We start from the raw sequence: 16,336 nt of genomic DNA on the forward strand, positions 1-16,336 counted from the left end.
ATGCCAAAGTAAAGGCTTTTAGATCACAATTTAGGGGAGTCAGGAATACGGAATACTTCTTATATCGCTTGATTAAATTATATTCTTAAAATGGTAAAAACCCAGATTTCGGACTTGATCCCATAAACCCTGGGTAATAAAATGGAATGGCGTTGTTTACCATTTTTATAATGCCGTAGGTAACAGTGGTAGAGTGATTGCATTAGCTACCTCTAAAGATTTGACAAATTAACGTGCTATAACACAGCGTTTAAAAATAATTACAATTTTTTCCTAAACGCAACAATGGTCATGACCCCCTAGTTCCCGGTTGGGTAACAAAAAAGCCTTCAACTTTTGTTGAAGGCTTTTAGCGGTCCGGACGGGACTCGAACCCGCGACCCCCTGCGTGACAGGCAGGTATGATTTGGTGTTATATGTACTAATATAACCTAAAATAGCGGGTTTTCAGAGCTTTTTTGTATATTTAATTGCATTTTAAACCATACTTTATCACTTTATGCGTGCAATCTGCGTGCAATGAAAAACAAGATGGATGAAAACATATATTAAAATTTCATTGGACACCCGACGTAAAAATACTAAAACGTATCCGCTCATATTTCGGCTTACCCATAATCGTAAGAGTACGAGCATTGCAACGGGACACCAAATTGAGGTTACCGACTGGGACGATAATAAACTAAAAATCAAACCTTCATTCAAAGGAACTGAATCCCCAGGGAGATTAAACAACCTACTCCAGAAAAAGATGGCACATATGGTCGACATCCTTACCCGATTGGATGACCATGGAAAGCTAAAATACATGAGTATTTCCGAAGTCCGAAATCATATCACACAATCAACGAACAAAATTACGTTCTTCCAGTTCACCGATAATCAGATCAAAGAATTAAAACAGGCCAAGCGTGTTGGCAATGCACGAGTCTACCAGCACACCCTGAACGCAGTTAAAAATTTTAGGAAAAATCGGGATTTTACTTTTGACGAGCTGAACCTTGATTTTTTGAACCGTTTTGAACGGCATTACTTGGCCAAAGGCAACAAATTAGGTGGTATTAGTGTATATCTCCGCACAGTTAGGGCAATCAACCGCAAAGCTATAAAAGCTGGCATTGCGGACAAGGAAGGATATGCCTTTGACGACTACACCATAAGAAATGGAAAGCCGCAAAAAAAAGCACTTACTCTTTCTGCTATCCGTAAGATATCCGAACTGGAACTAGATGAGGGCACCGCCTTGTTTCGGGACAAGAATATCTTCATGATGAGCTTTTTACTCAATGGTATGTCGTTTGTCGATCTGGCACGGTTGAAGCTTTCCAATATCGTGGACGGTCGCATCCAATATGCCCGCCAAAAGACTGAAGAACCTTTCAATATCAAAATCCATGACCAACTTATTCCCATATTGGACTACTTTTCCAAGGACAAGCGAAAATCGGATTATTTGTTGGATATCATCCCGGATGGAAATCCAGTAGATCAATACAATAAAGTAACATGGGCGAGAAAACGGTACAATAAGAATCTTAAGGAACTTGCGAAAATGGCAGGTATCGAAGAAAACGTAACCAGCTATGCCGCACGCCACACATTCGCATCGGGAGCGGACGATATCGGCATCCCTCTTACCGCCATTTCCCAGATGATGGGACATAGGCGCATAAGCACAACACAGGCATATCTTTCCGGTCTTAGGAAAAGCAAAATTGATACATATCAGGATGAGATTTATAAGAAACTTTCAGAATGATACTAAACCTCCTTCATATTGAAATGGTTTTATAAAAATTCAATACTTTTTTGGAAACCCAATTGGTGCTTTCCAATGCGGCAATGATTTCTTGTTGGGAGTATACGGATTCAATATTCCATATTTCCGCATCAGAACCACGCTCCAAGCCCCTTGCAATAATAAAATCATTGTCTTTTATCATATCCAATAAATTCAGATCGAGGTCCCAGAAAGTAATAGGATTCAATTGATTTGTATGAAGTATTTTCTTGCTCAAAGCCATTGAAGTTAGAATACCAATTTACGGATTTTTCAAACTTTTGACAAGTTAACGATGGTTATAGGAAGGTGGTCGTCAATTTTAATTCTTTCCCTAACCACAATAAAAGTACCCATAGTGTTGTGCCAATACCTATTATATAACGGCTTTTTTGAAGTCTACATCGAAAACCCCCTGCCCTTGTGCTTGGAATAATCCGTCAGCTCATCCTTAAATCCGTTGAAAACTTCTTCCTCTTTAAAATTTTTGCTTGCCAACAGATTGCCCAGGGCATAGATTCCTCGTCGAAGGAGTCGGCTCTGTTCGGCATCGATCCGTTTTTTGGTAACGGCAACCAGGGCTTCCTTGAATCCGTTCTCCATGTGATGTTCCAATAACTGTAATGGGAGGTTCGGTGTAACTCCCTCCAAAATATACAAATAGGCGGCCTTCTTATATTGCCCCCGCTCCATTAGATGTGCAGACCAGAGGCCTTTCAAATTGTCCTGCCCATCGGTTCTGATATCAGCCAAAGTTTCTGCTTGATTATTCAATATCCTATTTAGGTCGTTCGATGATTCCAGATAAGCTTGTGTTTTTGGTGCTATAAAAACTTTTACCGGGTACTTGGAATATATAGAACCGATGCATATTTTCTCTCCCTGTTTCTCAAAATAAAATCCTTTGGCATTGAAAAACTGGATATAGTCGTTCGGGGATTTTTCGAAGGGTACGTGCATTCGCTCAGCAAATTTGTGGCAGGAAGATATGCTCAGATGTTCAAACTGTTGCCTGTATGTTGGGGTCATGGCATGGTAGAGGTTCGGAAACATCAACGGCAGGAATATCGCGGTCGGATTTAATTTGATTTCCTTTGCCGTTTTGTCGTTCAGAATTCCGTCCAATACTTTTTCGTTTTCCTTTATAAAGCCGGGGGATACATAAAAATCGATTTGGTTTGGCATCGGTATTGGGCCCATATTCAGCTCAGCCTTGTGCCGGTTAGAATTCGCATAGGTAAGGTTACCGTTGTCATATATGGTACCCAGGCTGGGAATAAATTCAAAAAGGACTTCCCTTTGCTTGGTAGGTTCCAACAGTTGTTTGTAGATCGCCTGTTTTATCAGTCCCGCTTTTGTTTGCAATTCCCGTTCCTCCCTTATCGATTCCGGAGTATAAAGCTTGTCCTTTGTAATTTCGAATTGCGCTTGTATCAGATCGCCCAGGTTTCGGTTGTCGGTATTTAGATATTTCCTGAGAAACCTAAAGCGTTCCGATTTGGCCATTTCCGTTACTATGGACTTTAGGGGCATCCTATCGATATGTTCCGAGAAAAGGGCACTGCTCCTTGAATCTTGATAGGTGTTCCGATAAGCTTCCTTGATGCACCGCTGGAGCTCCAATTGCAGCTGAACGCTTTCCGCATACATCTGGATATATTCACTTTCGAACAGTGCCGGGTTTTCTAGGATTCCTATATCCTTCTCCATTTCTTTGCTATTGAGGACATATCCCGATTTGTCATATATCGAGAAATCCACTGCTTTTCCCTGTCCGTCATAGTTTAGCCTACAATCCAATTTTTGATGGGATCTCAGGATATCGGGAAGGTGTTCGGGGCCGATGGTCCTGAAAAGTCCAAAAGTGGTACGCAGTTGTTTTTCCAGCCGTTTTTTGACCATGGGCAATAACTTGGATTTTTGGTTGAGCTCAAAGACCTTTTGCAGTTTTGGACCGCTCAATTGTGAGTGGACGGTATAACCGTTGATAAATCTCGACCTGTAGCCGTCCTTTACTTCGATGCCGAACGATACGCCTATCCTACCATTGTGATTTACGGTCCTTAGCTGAATGTGGTGGGGCCTCAGAAATTCGGAAAGTTCTTTAAAGCTCCTCACCTTGTACTTTTGCAAAGTGTTGCTAACAATGTCCTGCAAATAGAACCTGACCCCGTTGATGTCCTCGTTCTTGAATTGGGGCATTCCATATATCGGGAGTTCCTTGGTCTGTTTCGTATCGGGCGACGAGGAGAGCCCGAACTGCTTTTCTAGGTATTTCTAGGTGGCCACGTTCCTTCTGAAATCGTTGTTAAGATTTATCTGCAGACAATCCTCCTTTATGGTGGTCGATACGATATGGACATGCTCGTGCTTGGTATCACAGTGGCGTACTACAATAAAGGGCTGTTCCCCATAGCCCATATGTTCCATGTAAGCTTTGGAAAGTTCAAAAAAGTCCTTGTCGTCCAATTGTTCGCCACGGGGAAGATTGATAGTGGCATGTACATACCGTTTTTCTGAATCGTGCCGGTTGCCGAGATAGTAGAGGACCCTTCCAAAAAACTCCGTATTGGTGTCCGTATCAGAATAAGTGTTCTGGAAGCCGAGTATCGTGCTTTCGGCCTTGCCCAATACATAGTTCAATACTCCCTGAACGCTGTTCCGATATAGAATCCTTGCTATCATTCTTGATCTTTGGTGTTGATGGTCTCCATGAGTTCCAGCATCAGTTCGCTGGCCTTTTGCATCTCCCTGTCCAAGTTTGAATTTGGGCTTCGCCTGTTCTTGTAGTTGGCCACCTTGACCAGTTGGTTGATGTTGGTGCCTATCCTGTTCAATTGGTAACTGAGGTTCGAAATACTATCGGGTATCCGTTTCCCCTTTATGGTTTCCCTATTAAGGATAAGCTTTCTTAGGAATGGGCCAACGGTTCCCCTTTTCCCAAAATCGAGGTTATAGGACTGCAGGATGGCCTTTACCTTTTCCAGTTCCCTGCCATTGAAACGAAGCGTTATGGCATGCTCCCCTTTCTTGTCCCCCAACTGTTTTCTGCCGCCTTTGTTTCCAACCATTTTTTAAATCGATTTTATCGTTTTTCACTTCGTAAGAAGTAGGCGTTTTAAGATGCTTAAAACATAACTTGCTATCCACCTACGTGGATAAATATAACATATCATAATGAATTATAACAATCTAATAATCAATATTTTATAACATAAAACCACATAAGGACAATAGGGACCATTTAAGAGCAATCGACGAATTTAAATGGTCTTAAATGGTATCAAAAAAATTACGGAATTCAGGAAATATCTAAGCTTTTTGTGGGCAGGGAGGGAAAAGGCAAACGGTTTTTTCGCCGCTTGGGTTTTTGCGCGGTGCGAGGGGGTTCAAAAATATGGAACGGAAAGGTCCCGGATGCGGACCGGCGCAGCGGTTCGCCCGGGAAGTCTTGGAGTGGAAGGTTTTTGAACTTCCGCAGGAACATGGTCAAATAAACAGATGCCCTGGTTGAAAGATTTATATTGCTGTTTTGCTTTAAGACAAACCTCGTTTTGGTGTTTATCCTTTAATGACATATAGTAGCAAAACTGATGGTCGGAGGATTTTATGGTGCAGTAGTGATTGGTAAGGAGTAATAAGAATTTGATGTCTCAAATTAGAATTAAACGGTTCGAATCGTGGCAGAGATGAAACCTATACCATAACCCACTATATTCCAGAATCTTATAATCCAATATTTGAAATAGGACATCCTATAGGACATCGTCGTGTGAAATATGGACTTTCACATAACAAATGTAACGGATTGGTTCAGATTTGGAACAATATTTATTAGAAAAAAAGGTCCTTAATGAAATGATGGGTTACTTGGTAGGAATTTCAGGTATTTCCTTTGTCAAATGCTTCGATGGTTTCCTTGATATCCTCCTTGACAAACTCCCAATATTTTCCTCGTAGGCAAATGGGGTCAAAGTCCTCATCAGCCCTTTCGAAATTGATGAAATTCTGTAATATCAACGATTTATCATGGCCATAGGGATATCGTCTTTCGTGCCATTGCAGCATCTCCCCAACGCCATAACCTGAAAGCAGTTCGTGCAGGTCCCAAAAATCTTTTTTCCGTCCTTCCCGTTGTACCACGTCCAATTTCATGGCAATTATTTCTTCAACGGCGGCCTTTCGGATTCCGTCCTCGATTTTTACAGGCGTGATGAAATCATCGGTATGGAATACATCCAACTTTATAGCGTTATCTCTATCGTTTCCAATGAGATATGATTTTCCCATTCCTGGAAACAATTCACGGATATCATCCACATATGGAAACTCTTTGTCCAAATAGGTATCGATGCCCTTAAAATCGATAGAGCCATAGGGGGTATCACTGAAAAGGTCAATATCCACGGATTCCCTGTGTCCGATTTGAAGACTGAGGGAGGTTCCTCCTACCAAGCGAAAACCTTCAAACTCCTTCGCGCCCATTAATTTGACAAGGCTATCTTTGAGTAGATTGTTTATGGTATTGTAATAGAGCACTTTGGTCGATTTAATCTAGCGTGAAGCAAAGGTTGCGTTTATGGAATTGGCAACGGCAGCAACCTTTTTTGCACCATAAAATCGGGAAATCTCCTTTTTCTCCTGGGCATTGCCACGTTCTAGAACACGGCGGATAACCGCTTTATATTGCCCTTGCCAATCGATTTTTTCGATATCCGTATCCCAGAAAAGGGATTTTCGCAAAATCGAAAAATCAGGCGTCCTTGCGTTCTGACCCTCTTTCTCTTTCTTGATATCATAAAATGCCTGTAAGAGAACCAAACTACCTTCCCCCAACCCTAGTTTATCCTCGATCTTAAGGGCCAATGCGGTATTTAGGTCACGTCTCTCCTTGGTAATGGCGTTCAGGGTCTGGGGATGTTCCCCAATGGACAGGGCAAAAGGGCGTTGCTTAAGGGAACGCTTTTTTAGTTCTCTTTTCAGTACCCAGCCGGGGTGCATTCCTTTATATTTTTCTGCATACGCAATCATATTACAAATATAAACAAAATTGTTTACATTTTATTGCAAGATGCATGCCGTTGTTTTAGGATTTTACTTTTTCCAGGATAATTCAACTCTTCTGCTCCCGTTCAGTTCCTTCAGCTCCAGCATCAGTTTTTCGTTATCGCCCAAAACAAACTTTGGGAGTACATACACGAAACGTTGGCTCTGCCCATTGATAATGGAATATGACATTTTATGTTTGTAAACAACCTCTTGTTTTAACCGCTGGTAAGAGGCTTTCCGTTTGTTATTGCCGTTGGTCCGGTACACATTGAGATAGTCGATTTCAAAATCGATTACCGATCGGTTCTTGACCTCAATGACCAGATATACCTCGGAAGCGTCATAGGCCATTTTCTGCAACTGTAACCGGATTCCTTTTTTGCGTTTTGTGGCAATGGTTTCAGAACTGGATCTGAGCAAATATTCGCTTGCCCTTTGAAAATAAGCGGTTCTATCCTTGTTTGTAGCGGTGTTTTTGGTTTTGGGCATTTCTAGTGCGGGAATTTCATTGCCGATGCTTTCATCCCCACCGATGAAGTAGTTCAGTTTGGGAAGTTTGTCGGAATATTTTAAGATATAGGAATACACCTTCCCGTTACTGGTAACGGCCAAAAGATTGCTTTCGGTTCCCTGTTTTGCTTGTAACAGCCCAAAATACTGTTCCTTTTCACGATTGTAGGTAAACACAAAATTGGAAGCTCCCGTAATACCCTGTCGAATAGGTTTGGGAAAGAACAAAGCAACGTTCTTTTGGTCATTGGCATAAATGGTATCGAGTGGTCTCTGTGCCTGTATCGAGATTGTAAAAGTCAATAACAGTAAAGTGATAAAAGTTTTCATAAGATTGATATTTAATAATTGCCCATCATGGGCTTTCCTTGAAATTTGTTCTTGGATATTTTTAAAATGAGCTTATAGTTATTGGTAATCGTCACTTTAACATTGCGGTGGTTTCGCTGGAAAATCTTCTTGAACCCGCTTACTTGTGGTACTCCGGCAATGTTGATATCGTCCACCATATCCCCGACAATTTCATTGGTAACTTCCGCCCTGAAACTGTTCTCTACATAAATTCCTTCGCTACCGTCCTGATAATCATGTGCCCTTAATTTTACGGGTCGATGGTCTATGTTTTCAATATCGATAATGGCCCGATTGGGCTTAAAACTGACAAATCCATAAATGGGCGTATTCCTCGAATAACGCTGCCCGTAAATGGTGGCATCCTTTAGGAGCCGCATCTGTAGGCGATAATTGTTCTTGACGGTCTGCGTGCCATCCACACGGACGTGTATGAACGTGTCCGTATTTTTTGCGCTCAAATCGTCATTCTCAATGGGATGGGAAGCAAAAAAGAGCTGGTGCTCCAAAGCACGTTCTTTGACCTCGACTTCGGTTTCCTGTTCATGAATGACATCGATAGTGTCCTTTTTCTTCTCAATAGTCGGTTTCGATGGCCTGTACCTCGGATTGATATTTTCATAAGATTGTTCCGAATATTTTATCTGCCCTTGTTGGTAGATACTGTCCACCAATCTCATCTTTTCCTTGTCCAACAAATCCGGGTCATAAACGCCCGTGGAATCCAACAGCCGTTCATCATAGATACTTGGTGCGTTGGTTTCCCTAACTTCTTTTAAATCGTTCAGGGCATCCAATTTGGAATCGTACTGCTTTTGGTCGTCCTCCAGTTCCGGCACGGGAACTTGGTTGTTTTCCAAAGTCGGTTCTTCATCCCCGCCCAATACCAGCATGGCATAGCTACCTATAAAAAGCAGGATGCATACCAATACAATGGAAAAGATGATTTTGTTTTTTTCTACTTTCATATTATCTGAATTTTATTGTTCATCATTGATTTTTCGTAAGCTGCTTTCAAAAAAATTGGTAATCAGCAATCCGTGGGTATTGTTCGGAAAGTTCCTATCCACCTTGATAAGGTTCCCCGTTGTGATAAGCTCGTAGGTATCGGTTACGGAACCCCGATTGATTTCAAAAACGGTCCTGGTCTCAAACTTGTGGGGTTCGTTTTCGATATCCACTTTGGATTCGATACTCAACACTTTTTGCACCAATGAATACTGCAACAAACGGTTGTAGACCCCATCGGCCTTTTTTTGGCGGTACAGGGCATCCACCGAACTGTTCCCCAACCACAATGCCTTTTCCAGATTCCTTTCATAATTGCTCGCATCGATGTTGTAGAAATAGGTATGGAACAGTTCCAAATGTGCCAAGGCCTCCACGTTCAGATTTTCCCGTTGGGAGACCAATTTCAAGGGAATCACGCTACCGTCCGAATTGACCATAAAGGCACTGCCCACAGTTTTCTTATGTAATTTGATGACCATCAGTACGGAAACGATGCAGGTCAGTACGGCCCCGATAACGACCGTCAATACAATAAAGCGGTTCACCTTTAGGACGTCGTATATGTTTTTATAAGGTGTTTTCATATAGTAATTAATTTTCATTTACCTAATGTGCCTTAGGCACTTATCCACCACTGAAAAGTTTAAGGGTGAACGAGATGGCCTTACGGTACAGTTTAAACTTCAGGAATACGATGAACCCGATGGAGCCCAGTTGCAGCAACGGGGCAAAAAAGCTGCTTCCCCAATCCGTTCCGAACAGATTGCTCCAAAAATTGGTGTTGATTTCAGTGTAAAGGTTGTTCACGAATACGTTGACCAAAAAGAAGGCCGGTACCAACATATACACCCCGGCATACAGCTTGAAGAAATTGTACGCCAGCGACCTGAACTTTTCAAACACGGCCAAACTGATGACCAACGGGAAAAACGCCTGCATGATTCCCAATAGGAAAAACCGCTCCGCCAGAAACAGGGGATAGATGAACAAATCCAACAGCCAAAGGAACACCCCGATGATAAAGGCCAGCATCTTCATCCCGTACAAAGGCGTGACTAGGGCTTCATATAGCATGGCCATTGCCTTTTTGGCGGCTTCCAGGGCACCCACATCCTGTTCGATGTCGATATCCTGCAACTGCAACGGGAGGAGTGCCGGAGCCGTGTCCCGGTATCGGGTCTCAATGGCCACCAAAATGGCATCGAAAACGCCCAATACCTGTGTAGAAAATATGACCAGAATGACCACTGCAAAGTTCTTCGCCAGTTCCGCAGGGGTCAATCCCCAGGTATAGCCCTCGTTGTTCGCTACGCCCTCGTTGTATTTTTTCAGGATATTGACCAAAAAGAACAGTACCGCAAGGGCCTTCATGCCCCCAATGGTATATTGCGAGAAGTCACTATTCTTTATGGTCTGGAAAATAGTGTCCACATATTCCAGTCCTATACCCAAAAAAATACCCGACATCAATAATTGGTTTCGCGGTTATTGATTTTGTGCTGCATTTCACGAAAGGCGATAATCTCCCGATACCGTCTGGTCTTCGCCTCGATTTCGGCTACCATTTCCTTGGACTCCAATTCCTTTTCCTTGAGGACCGCCGCACGTTCGGCATCCGTCATTTTCAGGTTGTCGCTCGACAGAATTTTGTCGATATATTCCATACTCGCCATTGAGTTCTGGATGATGGCGTCGAAGGAATCCGATATACGGGTAACTTCATCGGGCTTGATGAACGGGGAGTTCAGGATGTCCCTTAAATCGTCCTGTACCACATTGAAAAGTCGTTGGTTGTTCTTTGCCAGTTCCTGAACCGCTTTGAGCTGTTTGATGACATTGTTGACCTTATCGATGTTCTCCTTTTGCTGTTTGAGAAACTTGACGGTCTGCATCAGGTTGCTGGTCTGTTTTGCAGATTCGACCAACGATTTCATAAAGGAAATAAAGTTGGTGTTGTCATATACGGGCATTCCTTGGGCCGTGGCACGGGTGCCAGTGGCACTCACAAGTATGAGCAACGTTGCGGATAAGATTATTTTTTTGATTTTGTACTTCATTTGTTTGTGTTTTAAAGTGATTATTATTGTGATTATTGTAAGAAGCGGCCAATGGCCGTTTCCATATCGTTTGTTTCTCTATAAATGGCCATTATGGACTCGTTTTCCTGTCCATCGGTGAGGTAGGCGGCAAAAACCTCGGGTGGCACCTCCAATCGGAAAATGTTGCTTTCCTTTCCTATTTTGATGAACATTTCGGTATATTTTCGTGTTCCAGTAAGATTGTTCCGAATGGATTTTAACTGGTTCAGGTCGTGATTGGAAAGATTCAATCTGTTTTTCAACTCGGCATAGCCTTTTTCATTACGTAGACTATAAATGACCTGGGTATTTTCAAGGATGCTTGCCGATGTGGAATTGTTGGGCAGTTGGTTGATGGATTGAAGAATAATCCCGATGGCACCGTTCTGTTTCCGGATGGCCTGATAGTAAAACTCCACGCTTTCCAATACGTTGCCGAACTTCAATTGTTTGGCAAACTCATCAAAAAGGATAATGCCTTTTTCGGCCTTGTTCCTCCAAATGGTGCGTTGGATGGCCGACTTGATAAGCTTGAGCATCACCGAGAGGATTTCCTTATTGTCCTTCACTTCGTCCAGTTCAAAGACAATCAAGCGTTTGTCCTCGATTTTATAGGTCTGGTCCTCGCTGACGTTGAAAAGGAAGCTATACAACCCATCATCAACATATTCCGAAAGGATGTGCAGAAAATCATAGATATTGAAATGCTGTTCCTGGATGTGCAGCTCTTCCAAAAGGCTGTCCTTTTTCGCATCAACGAACCGATACAGGTTTTCAAGGGAATGGGTGCTATTCCTATTTTTTAGATAATAGTACCGTAATACTTTTTTAACGGCCACTTCCTCGGCTTTTGTGGTTGCCTTTCCCGAGGCCAACAGCTCCAAAATGAAAATGGCCAAATCCTCCAAACGTTCAGGTGTCAAATCCTTATCATCGGAGATGTAAAAAGGGTTGATGCCCAGATTTTTTCCTTGTTCGTACCGCAAAATGATGTGCTTATCGGGATAGAGCTTGGCGAACTTGGCATACGAGCCTCCCAAGTCAATCACCACCAGACGGACACCACTTTCAAAATATTGGCGTAAGATGTTGTTGGCCAAAAAGGATTTGCCCTCGCCCGTTGGGGCGAAAATGGCAAAGTTCCGGGCCTTGATACGTTTCTTCTTTTCGTCCCATACATCCTTTAGCACGGGAATGTTATGTTGCCTGTCATTAAAGATGACTCCTGTAGCATCCGACTGATAGTTGGTATTATTGATATACAGGCAAAGTGCATGCTTTAGGTCTGTGACATACAAATCCTCATTGGAAAAGTTCGAAGTAAAACAGCAATAGGAGTTTGAAAAATAGTTTTTCCGTTCCTCGCCTTTGGGGTAGTACGGTATGATGTCCATTTCCTTGAACTCGGTTTTTATTTTAGAAGCGATTCTTTCTAACTGTGCTTCATCCTTATCCCAAAAAATGATGTTGAGATGGCCTCTGATGATTCTTGAACTGTCGTCCTCGTTTATCTTGGCAACTATGTCCTCGATTTTCTTTAGGATGACCTTGTTCTGCGTGCCGAAATTGGAACTCTTCTTCAGTTCCTCGATTTTCTTGTCGAGCAGTTTTCGCCATTTGTGTTTGTCATCCAGATAAATGATTTGGTTGACGATATGGTTTTCATTGAGGTCCAGTCCCAATCCATCGATAAATCCCTGATGGAATGTAAAATCGTCCGAAGTGAACCTATCGTTGGTCTTGCTACTCTGCACCACATCGCCAAAGCACAGTTCGCTATTGATAGCCAAAACATCAAAGTGATGGTCGCCGATTTCGATATTGGATTTCCCACCACGGCGGGCAGGCTTTAATTGAATATCGGTATCAAAACCTTCATTGAACCCGTTAAAGTAGGCGTCGGTCAGTTCGAGGATTTCGTTCTCTTTTAATGGTGTAAGGGACACCCTTCGGCTATTGTTGACAAAGGAAACGGCATCGTTCACCGAAGCGATGAATTCCTTTACTGTATGGTCCATCTGTTTATGGATGCCCTTTTCGACCTTACGGAACGGGTTGGTAAACTTGGCGGCGTTCAATGCCTTGTTGTACGGAAGGACAAAGAACAGGTAGCAACTATGTTTTAGGTAATCCCGCCCTTTAAAATAATCGTGGGTCGCTTTTTGAAGGAAAGTATCGTTGGGCAACTTGTTCGCCGTATAACGCCTTTTGCGGTAAATGTCCTGTTTGTGGATGACCGTGGCCACGGGCAATGACTTGAACGCCTGGAACCACGAACCGTGCATGTCCTCAAAATCTTTTTCCGAAAGGGAATAGATTTCAGGGTTGTGAACCTGATAGCCCAAAACCACGTTGCCATTGTTGGCAAAAATGATATGGCCCTGGATGTCCAAAATGGGATGGTATGCTGATAGGTTAATCTTTTTCATAATTCAAGCGACTGCCTTTTTTATTGCTGATAGTTTGTGGAAATACCTTTTTGATGTGCATCAAAGCAGGGTTTTAGGTAAGGTGGGTCAGCACCGTATATAATGCCCCGTTCCATAGGAACACGGAAACGATGACCACAAAACTGAACGAAAAGATGATGAACAATAAAGAGCCAATAACGGATGTCATCATCAAGGTGAACAGGGATATGGGCAACCCCATAATCACAGCTCGCTTGCGTATGTTTTTATAGACTTCGAACCGTTTCATTAAACAACGATTCCGATTAGGTAAGTAAAGATGCCTACTACGGCTCCGGCAATCAGTACAAAGACCAGTACCCGTGTGATTCCTTTTTTCAAATCGGCATTTTCACCGAAGAAATGTCCAGCATTGAAAAGGAAGCCGATAAGGAATATAACTCCCAGAATAATTGGGAAAATGGCACGGATGGTATCGGAAACATCGTTGACGGAATCTTCGATGCCCCCGATTTGGGCAAAAGTCGTACTTGAAATGAACAGCAAAAGAATGGTTACATACAATGATTTTTTCATAATGAAATCGATTTAAAATTTACTTGATTTTGATATTTGAAAAATACTGTATATTGTAATTCAAATAATTGATATTCAGTTATTTGTGAATAAAATAAATTTTAAATCCGATTGTTTTTGTTTGATGCGAATTGGCATCAAATCGTATGGAAATTTGAAGGACCTATGTTGATAACTCTAAAATTTTGGAAGGGGCTGGGCTTCAAAAACGTCAGTTTTCTGTTTTTGGCACTTCATTGTTGTATGATTTTTGGTCAGGAAAAGATAATTGTGATTGACCCTGGACATGGTGGAACCGATTCCGGTGCAATAGGTGTAAATGATGTATTGGAAAAAGATGTGGTTTTGAATGTCGCTAAAGAAATTGTAGCACTTAACAAGACCCTTTTTGCTGATAGGTTTACTATCTACTCGACCAGATATACCGATACCTTGATTTCCCTAAAGGATAGGGGTCGGTTGGCCAGGGCGCTCAAAGCGGATGTGTTTGTGTCGTTGCACTGTAATGCCTCTTTCAGGACTTCGCAGGGAATAGAGGTGTATGTCCATACTTCCGCAGATGGAGAAAACCATATCAAGGCATCAATTGCCACAGGTCTTTCTATTTTAAAGGAAAGTACGGGAAATCTGGGTTTTAAGGAACGAGGTGTGAAGTTTGCCAATTTTCAGGTACTCCGGGAAACTATAGGGTACTGTCCGTCCGTACTTGTTGAAATGGGATTTATGACCCATGCCGATGAAGCTGATTATTATTTGAAGCCAAAAAACATCAGGGCTATGGCATTGGCTGTTTTGATGGGATTGTATAACTATTTAAATATACGGTTATGAAAGATTTTCTTATTGAGATTGTAAAGAACTTGAGGAATGTGTTTACCATTGTTCTTTCAGGAGTCATCGTTTGGGCAAAAAATATCTTATCTAGGTTTTTTTGACTTCCATTTCCAATTACAATCAGGAGAAAATAATTCCGGCTCAAAATATAACCTGTTTATCACACTGAGGAATTTATTGCTCTTTAAAAGACCCCCACAGTGTTCTGGTTCGGTGGCGATGGTAAAACCTTGCAACCTGTTAAAAATCCATTTCATGAGTGGTCTTTCATAATGAAGCATTTTTTGAATACTTTCATCTTCAATATATGTAAAGTCAAAGGTGCCGTTATGCAGACCACTATCAAGCACAAAGAAGTCCAAATCAATATCAAAAAATACTTTTTCTTCATTTGATTGTAACATACTGGCTTCAAGTTCTTCATATTTCTCAAACTTTCTTATTATATGTGGGTTTCCGAACTTATCTATAAGTTCTTCGTCTTCCCAGTCCTGCTTAAACGTTCCTTGTCTACAGTGCACATAAACATTTCCAATAAGATTTAAATATGCTGCACATAGAATATGTCCATCATTGTTCCCAGCAAGTTTAGCCCATGAAAAAACTGAAACGTCCGCATCACTAGATAAATCTAGGGCATTAAGCCACTTTTTTTCAGTTTCACAGGGGAAGCATAAATCCTGATGCCAATCCAAGGAAACAAGGCATGGTGGATCTGCTAAGCTTCTATCGCGAACCCATTTATTCCAAAAAAAGAAGGCATATCTATGTTCTTGGAAAATGGCTAACTCCAAGGACTCCCCATTAATGACTGGGTGCGATAATATTTCCTTAAGAGATCCAGGTGGTTCTATATGGTATGGGTTTCTGAATTCTACAGTTGTTTTAATAGTATCCCTCATTCTTTACTCCATTTCATATTCAAAGCCCATTTCGTGTGAATACCAATATTGTACTCTTGTTTTTTTGTTCTGTTGTCGTGACCCAAACATTGAATCAGTTCCGCATCTGCCCATTTGTAATATTTTGTATCTCCTTTTTCTTGCAATTTTTTAAGCTCTTGTCTTTGTTCGGGAGTTGGCACAATATCCAAAATATCATACTGCAAAATTTCGTAACAATTCCAACCAGGAGTTCTTTTTATTGGTGTTGTTACTTTTCCTTTAAAATTATAATTAACATATGGGAATTTTTCCTTGTCTAACAATTTTGCCTTGCCCTCAATCAATTCCTCATAAAACTCTCTCCAATGACTAATTTCACGGTCTTCACCTTTATTGAACCAATCCAAAAACTTAATTGCCTTTCCGGCTGGAATAAACAATGCAAAATCATCTTTCATTAAATCTTTATTTGGCAATTTGGGATCATCGATTGCATCAAACTCTTTTTGCAAGAAAGATCTTGTCCCCTCAAGTACCTTGTATTTACCTCCAACCAATTGATAATGGGAAAAATTGTTGTTTTTGACCAATAGGTATTTATCATCTACTTTTATACGGTACAAATATGACATGGAAAATCTGATTCTTTGACCTCTAAGACCTAACCACTTGCTGTAAATAGTTAACCATAACCTTTTGTGATTGGTTATAATTGTTTCAAGAAGTAATGCAAATAAACCAAATAGCCCAATTATTCCGGCTCCAATAAATTCTGGTTGTAAATCAGAGCCTGACAAAAAGAAATACCCGTATATAAGTATTCCCATGAATAGTATCGCTTGAAGTATTTTT

18 protein-coding genes are annotated in these 16,336 nt (G+C 41.5%); 2 read left to right on the forward strand and 16 right to left on the reverse strand.

The window, feature by feature from the left end; translation table 11 throughout:
• The first annotated feature begins 535 nt into the window (after window positions 1–535).
• The gene (locus tag QSE00_RS04550) at window positions 536–1,759 is read left to right on the forward strand and encodes a site-specific integrase (RefSeq protein ID WP_286105004.1); all 1,224 of its coding nucleotides are present in this window, start codon (window positions 536–538) and stop codon (window positions 1,757–1,759) included.
• Between the two features lie 13 nt (window positions 1,760–1,772).
• Here the strand turns inward: QSE00_RS04550 and QSE00_RS04555 are convergent, their stop codons facing one another.
• The 14 genes from QSE00_RS04555 to QSE00_RS04620 all read right to left on the reverse strand — a co-directional run bounded on the left by QSE00_RS04555 (window position 1,773) and on the right by QSE00_RS04620 (window position 13,766).
• Window positions 1,773–2,018 carry a DUF6922 domain-containing protein gene (locus QSE00_RS04555; protein WP_286105005.1) on the reverse strand — a complete coding sequence of 82 codons (246 nt, stop codon included), beginning with the start codon at window positions 2,016–2,018 and terminating at the stop codon, window positions 1,773–1,775.
• A gap of 161 nt (window positions 2,019–2,179) precedes the next feature.
• A complete protein-coding gene (locus QSE00_RS04560; protein ID WP_286105006.1) occupies window positions 2,180–3,982 on the reverse strand; it encodes a hypothetical protein in 1,803 nt (600 codons plus the stop codon).
• Window positions 3,983–4,057: 75 nt separating this feature from the next.
• Complete coding sequence (locus QSE00_RS04565) at window positions 4,058–4,465, reverse strand: relaxase/mobilization nuclease domain-containing protein (RefSeq protein WP_286105008.1); 408 nt, start codon at window positions 4,463–4,465, stop codon at window positions 4,058–4,060.
• Complete coding sequence (gene mobC, locus QSE00_RS04570; RefSeq protein ID WP_286105009.1) at window positions 4,462–4,851, reverse strand: plasmid mobilization relaxosome protein MobC; 390 nt, start codon at window positions 4,849–4,851, stop codon at window positions 4,462–4,464. Before mobC ends, QSE00_RS04565 begins: the two co-directional genes overlap by 4 nt.
• Window positions 4,852–5,662: 811 nt before the next feature.
• Window positions 5,663–6,265, reverse strand: coding sequence for a nucleotidyl transferase AbiEii/AbiGii toxin family protein (locus QSE00_RS04575; RefSeq protein ID WP_286105010.1), 603 nt, complete (start codon window positions 6,263–6,265; stop codon window positions 5,663–5,665).
• A 69-nt stretch (window positions 6,266–6,334) separates the two neighbouring features.
• Window positions 6,335–6,811 (reverse strand): helix-turn-helix transcriptional regulator, encoded by a 477-nt coding sequence (locus tag QSE00_RS04580; RefSeq protein WP_286105011.1) that lies wholly within the window; start codon window positions 6,809–6,811, stop codon window positions 6,335–6,337.
• 63 nt (window positions 6,812–6,874) lie between these two features.
• The gene (locus QSE00_RS04585; protein WP_286105012.1) at window positions 6,875–7,669 is read right to left on the reverse strand and encodes a DUF4138 domain-containing protein; all 795 of its coding nucleotides are present in this window, start codon (window positions 7,667–7,669) and stop codon (window positions 6,875–6,877) included.
• Window positions 7,670–7,680: 11 nt separating this feature from the next.
• Window positions 7,681–8,658: a conjugative transposon protein TraM gene (traM, locus tag QSE00_RS04590; protein ID WP_286105013.1), complete on the reverse strand. Its 978-nt coding sequence runs from the start codon at window positions 8,656–8,658 to the stop codon at window positions 7,681–7,683.
• A 12-nt stretch (window positions 8,659–8,670) separates the two neighbouring features.
• Window positions 8,671–9,285 (reverse strand): conjugal transfer protein TraK, encoded by a 615-nt coding sequence (locus QSE00_RS04595; protein WP_286105015.1) that lies wholly within the window; start codon window positions 9,283–9,285, stop codon window positions 8,671–8,673.
• Window positions 9,286–9,325: 40 nt separating this feature from the next.
• Window positions 9,326–10,168, reverse strand: a complete 843-nt coding sequence (locus QSE00_RS04600) for a hypothetical protein (RefSeq protein WP_459076832.1) — start codon at window positions 10,166–10,168, stop codon at window positions 9,326–9,328.
• A complete protein-coding gene (locus tag QSE00_RS04605; protein WP_286105017.1) occupies window positions 10,168–10,758 on the reverse strand; it encodes a TrbJ/VirB5 family protein in 591 nt (196 codons plus the stop codon). Before QSE00_RS04605 ends, QSE00_RS04600 begins: the two co-directional genes overlap by 1 nt.
• A gap of 32 nt (window positions 10,759–10,790) precedes the next feature.
• Window positions 10,791–13,208: a TraG family conjugative transposon ATPase gene (locus QSE00_RS04610; RefSeq protein WP_286105018.1), complete on the reverse strand. Its 2,418-nt coding sequence runs from the start codon at window positions 13,206–13,208 to the stop codon at window positions 10,791–10,793.
• A 73-nt stretch (window positions 13,209–13,281) separates the two neighbouring features.
• Window positions 13,282–13,479 carry a hypothetical protein gene (locus QSE00_RS04615; RefSeq protein WP_353477441.1) on the reverse strand — a complete coding sequence of 66 codons (198 nt, stop codon included), beginning with the start codon at window positions 13,477–13,479 and terminating at the stop codon, window positions 13,282–13,284.
• Window positions 13,479–13,766, reverse strand: a complete 288-nt coding sequence (locus QSE00_RS04620; protein ID WP_286105019.1) for a hypothetical protein — start codon at window positions 13,764–13,766, stop codon at window positions 13,479–13,481. Before QSE00_RS04620 ends, QSE00_RS04615 begins: the two co-directional genes overlap by 1 nt.
• 165 nt (window positions 13,767–13,931) lie before the next feature.
• On the opposite strand from QSE00_RS04620, the gene QSE00_RS04625 reads away from it, so the two are divergent.
• Window positions 13,932–14,597 (forward strand): N-acetylmuramoyl-L-alanine amidase family protein, encoded by a 666-nt coding sequence (locus QSE00_RS04625; RefSeq protein WP_286105020.1) that lies wholly within the window; start codon window positions 13,932–13,934, stop codon window positions 14,595–14,597.
• An 86-nt stretch (window positions 14,598–14,683) separates the two neighbouring features.
• On the opposite strand, the gene QSE00_RS04630 is transcribed toward QSE00_RS04625, so the two are convergent.
• Both QSE00_RS04630 and QSE00_RS04635 read right to left on the reverse strand, forming a co-directional pair.
• Window positions 14,684–15,502 (reverse strand): UPF0489 family protein, encoded by an 819-nt coding sequence (locus tag QSE00_RS04630; protein ID WP_286105021.1) that lies wholly within the window; start codon window positions 15,500–15,502, stop codon window positions 14,684–14,686.
• Entirely contained in the window at window positions 15,499–16,311 is an 813-nt protein-coding gene (locus QSE00_RS04635; RefSeq protein ID WP_286105022.1) for an SMODS-associated NUDIX domain-containing protein, read from the reverse strand. Before QSE00_RS04635 ends, QSE00_RS04630 begins: the two co-directional genes overlap by 4 nt.
• Between the last annotated feature and the right edge of the window lie 25 nt (window positions 16,312–16,336).

The organism is Arenibacter flavimaris, assembly GCF_030291335.1.
GTDB lineage: Bacteria > Bacteroidota > Bacteroidia > Flavobacteriales > Flavobacteriaceae > Arenibacter.

What these genes read in the sequence shown, in the direction of transcription:
- QSE00_RS04580 (WP_286105011.1), bottom strand. Translation starts at nt 6,811, where the DNA reads ATGATTGCGTATGCAGAAAAATATAAAGGAATGCACCCCGGCTGGGTA.
- QSE00_RS04630 (WP_286105021.1), bottom strand. Translation starts at nt 15,502, where the DNA reads ATGAGGGATACTATTAAAACAACTGTAGAATTCAGAAACCCATACCAT.
- QSE00_RS04550 (WP_286105004.1), top strand. Translation starts at nt 536, where the DNA reads ATGAAAACATATATTAAAATTTCATTGGACACCCGACGTAAAAATACT.
- QSE00_RS04635 (WP_286105022.1), bottom strand. Translation starts at nt 16,311, where the DNA reads ATGGGAATACTTATATACGGGTATTTCTTTTTGTCAGGCTCTGATTTA.
- QSE00_RS04605 (WP_286105017.1), bottom strand. Translation starts at nt 10,758, where the DNA reads ATGAAGTACAAAATCAAAAAAATAATCTTATCCGCAACGTTGCTCATA.
- traM (WP_286105013.1), bottom strand. Translation starts at nt 8,658, where the DNA reads ATGAAAGTAGAAAAAAACAAAATCATCTTTTCCATTGTATTGGTATGC.
- QSE00_RS04575 (WP_286105010.1), bottom strand. Translation starts at nt 6,265, where the DNA reads ATGGGCGCGAAGGAGTTTGAAGGTTTTCGCTTGGTAGGAGGAACCTCC.
- QSE00_RS04620 (WP_286105019.1), bottom strand. Translation starts at nt 13,766, where the DNA reads ATGAAAAAATCATTGTATGTAACCATTCTTTTGCTGTTCATTTCAAGT.
- QSE00_RS04565 (WP_286105008.1), bottom strand. Translation starts at nt 4,465, where the DNA reads ATGATAGCAAGGATTCTATATCGGAACAGCGTTCAGGGAGTATTGAAC.
- mobC (WP_286105009.1), bottom strand. Translation starts at nt 4,851, where the DNA reads ATGGTTGGAAACAAAGGCGGCAGAAAACAGTTGGGGGACAAGAAAGGG.
- QSE00_RS04610 (WP_286105018.1), bottom strand. Translation starts at nt 13,208, where the DNA reads ATGAAAAAGATTAACCTATCAGCATACCATCCCATTTTGGACATCCAG.
- QSE00_RS04595 (WP_286105015.1), bottom strand. Translation starts at nt 9,285, where the DNA reads ATGAAAACACCTTATAAAAACATATACGACGTCCTAAAGGTGAACCGC.
- QSE00_RS04615 (WP_353477441.1), bottom strand. Translation starts at nt 13,479, where the DNA reads ATGAAACGGTTCGAAGTCTATAAAAACATACGCAAGCGAGCTGTGATT.
- QSE00_RS04585 (WP_286105012.1), bottom strand. Translation starts at nt 7,669, where the DNA reads ATGAAAACTTTTATCACTTTACTGTTATTGACTTTTACAATCTCGATA.
- QSE00_RS04625 (WP_286105020.1), top strand. Translation starts at nt 13,932, where the DNA reads ATGTTGATAACTCTAAAATTTTGGAAGGGGCTGGGCTTCAAAAACGTC.
- QSE00_RS04600 (WP_459076832.1), bottom strand. Translation starts at nt 10,168, where the DNA reads ATGTCGGGTATTTTTTTGGGTATAGGACTGGAATATGTGGACACTATT.
- QSE00_RS04560 (WP_286105006.1), bottom strand. Translation starts at nt 3,982, where the DNA reads ATGCCCCAATTCAAGAACGAGGACATCAACGGGGTCAGGTTCTATTTG.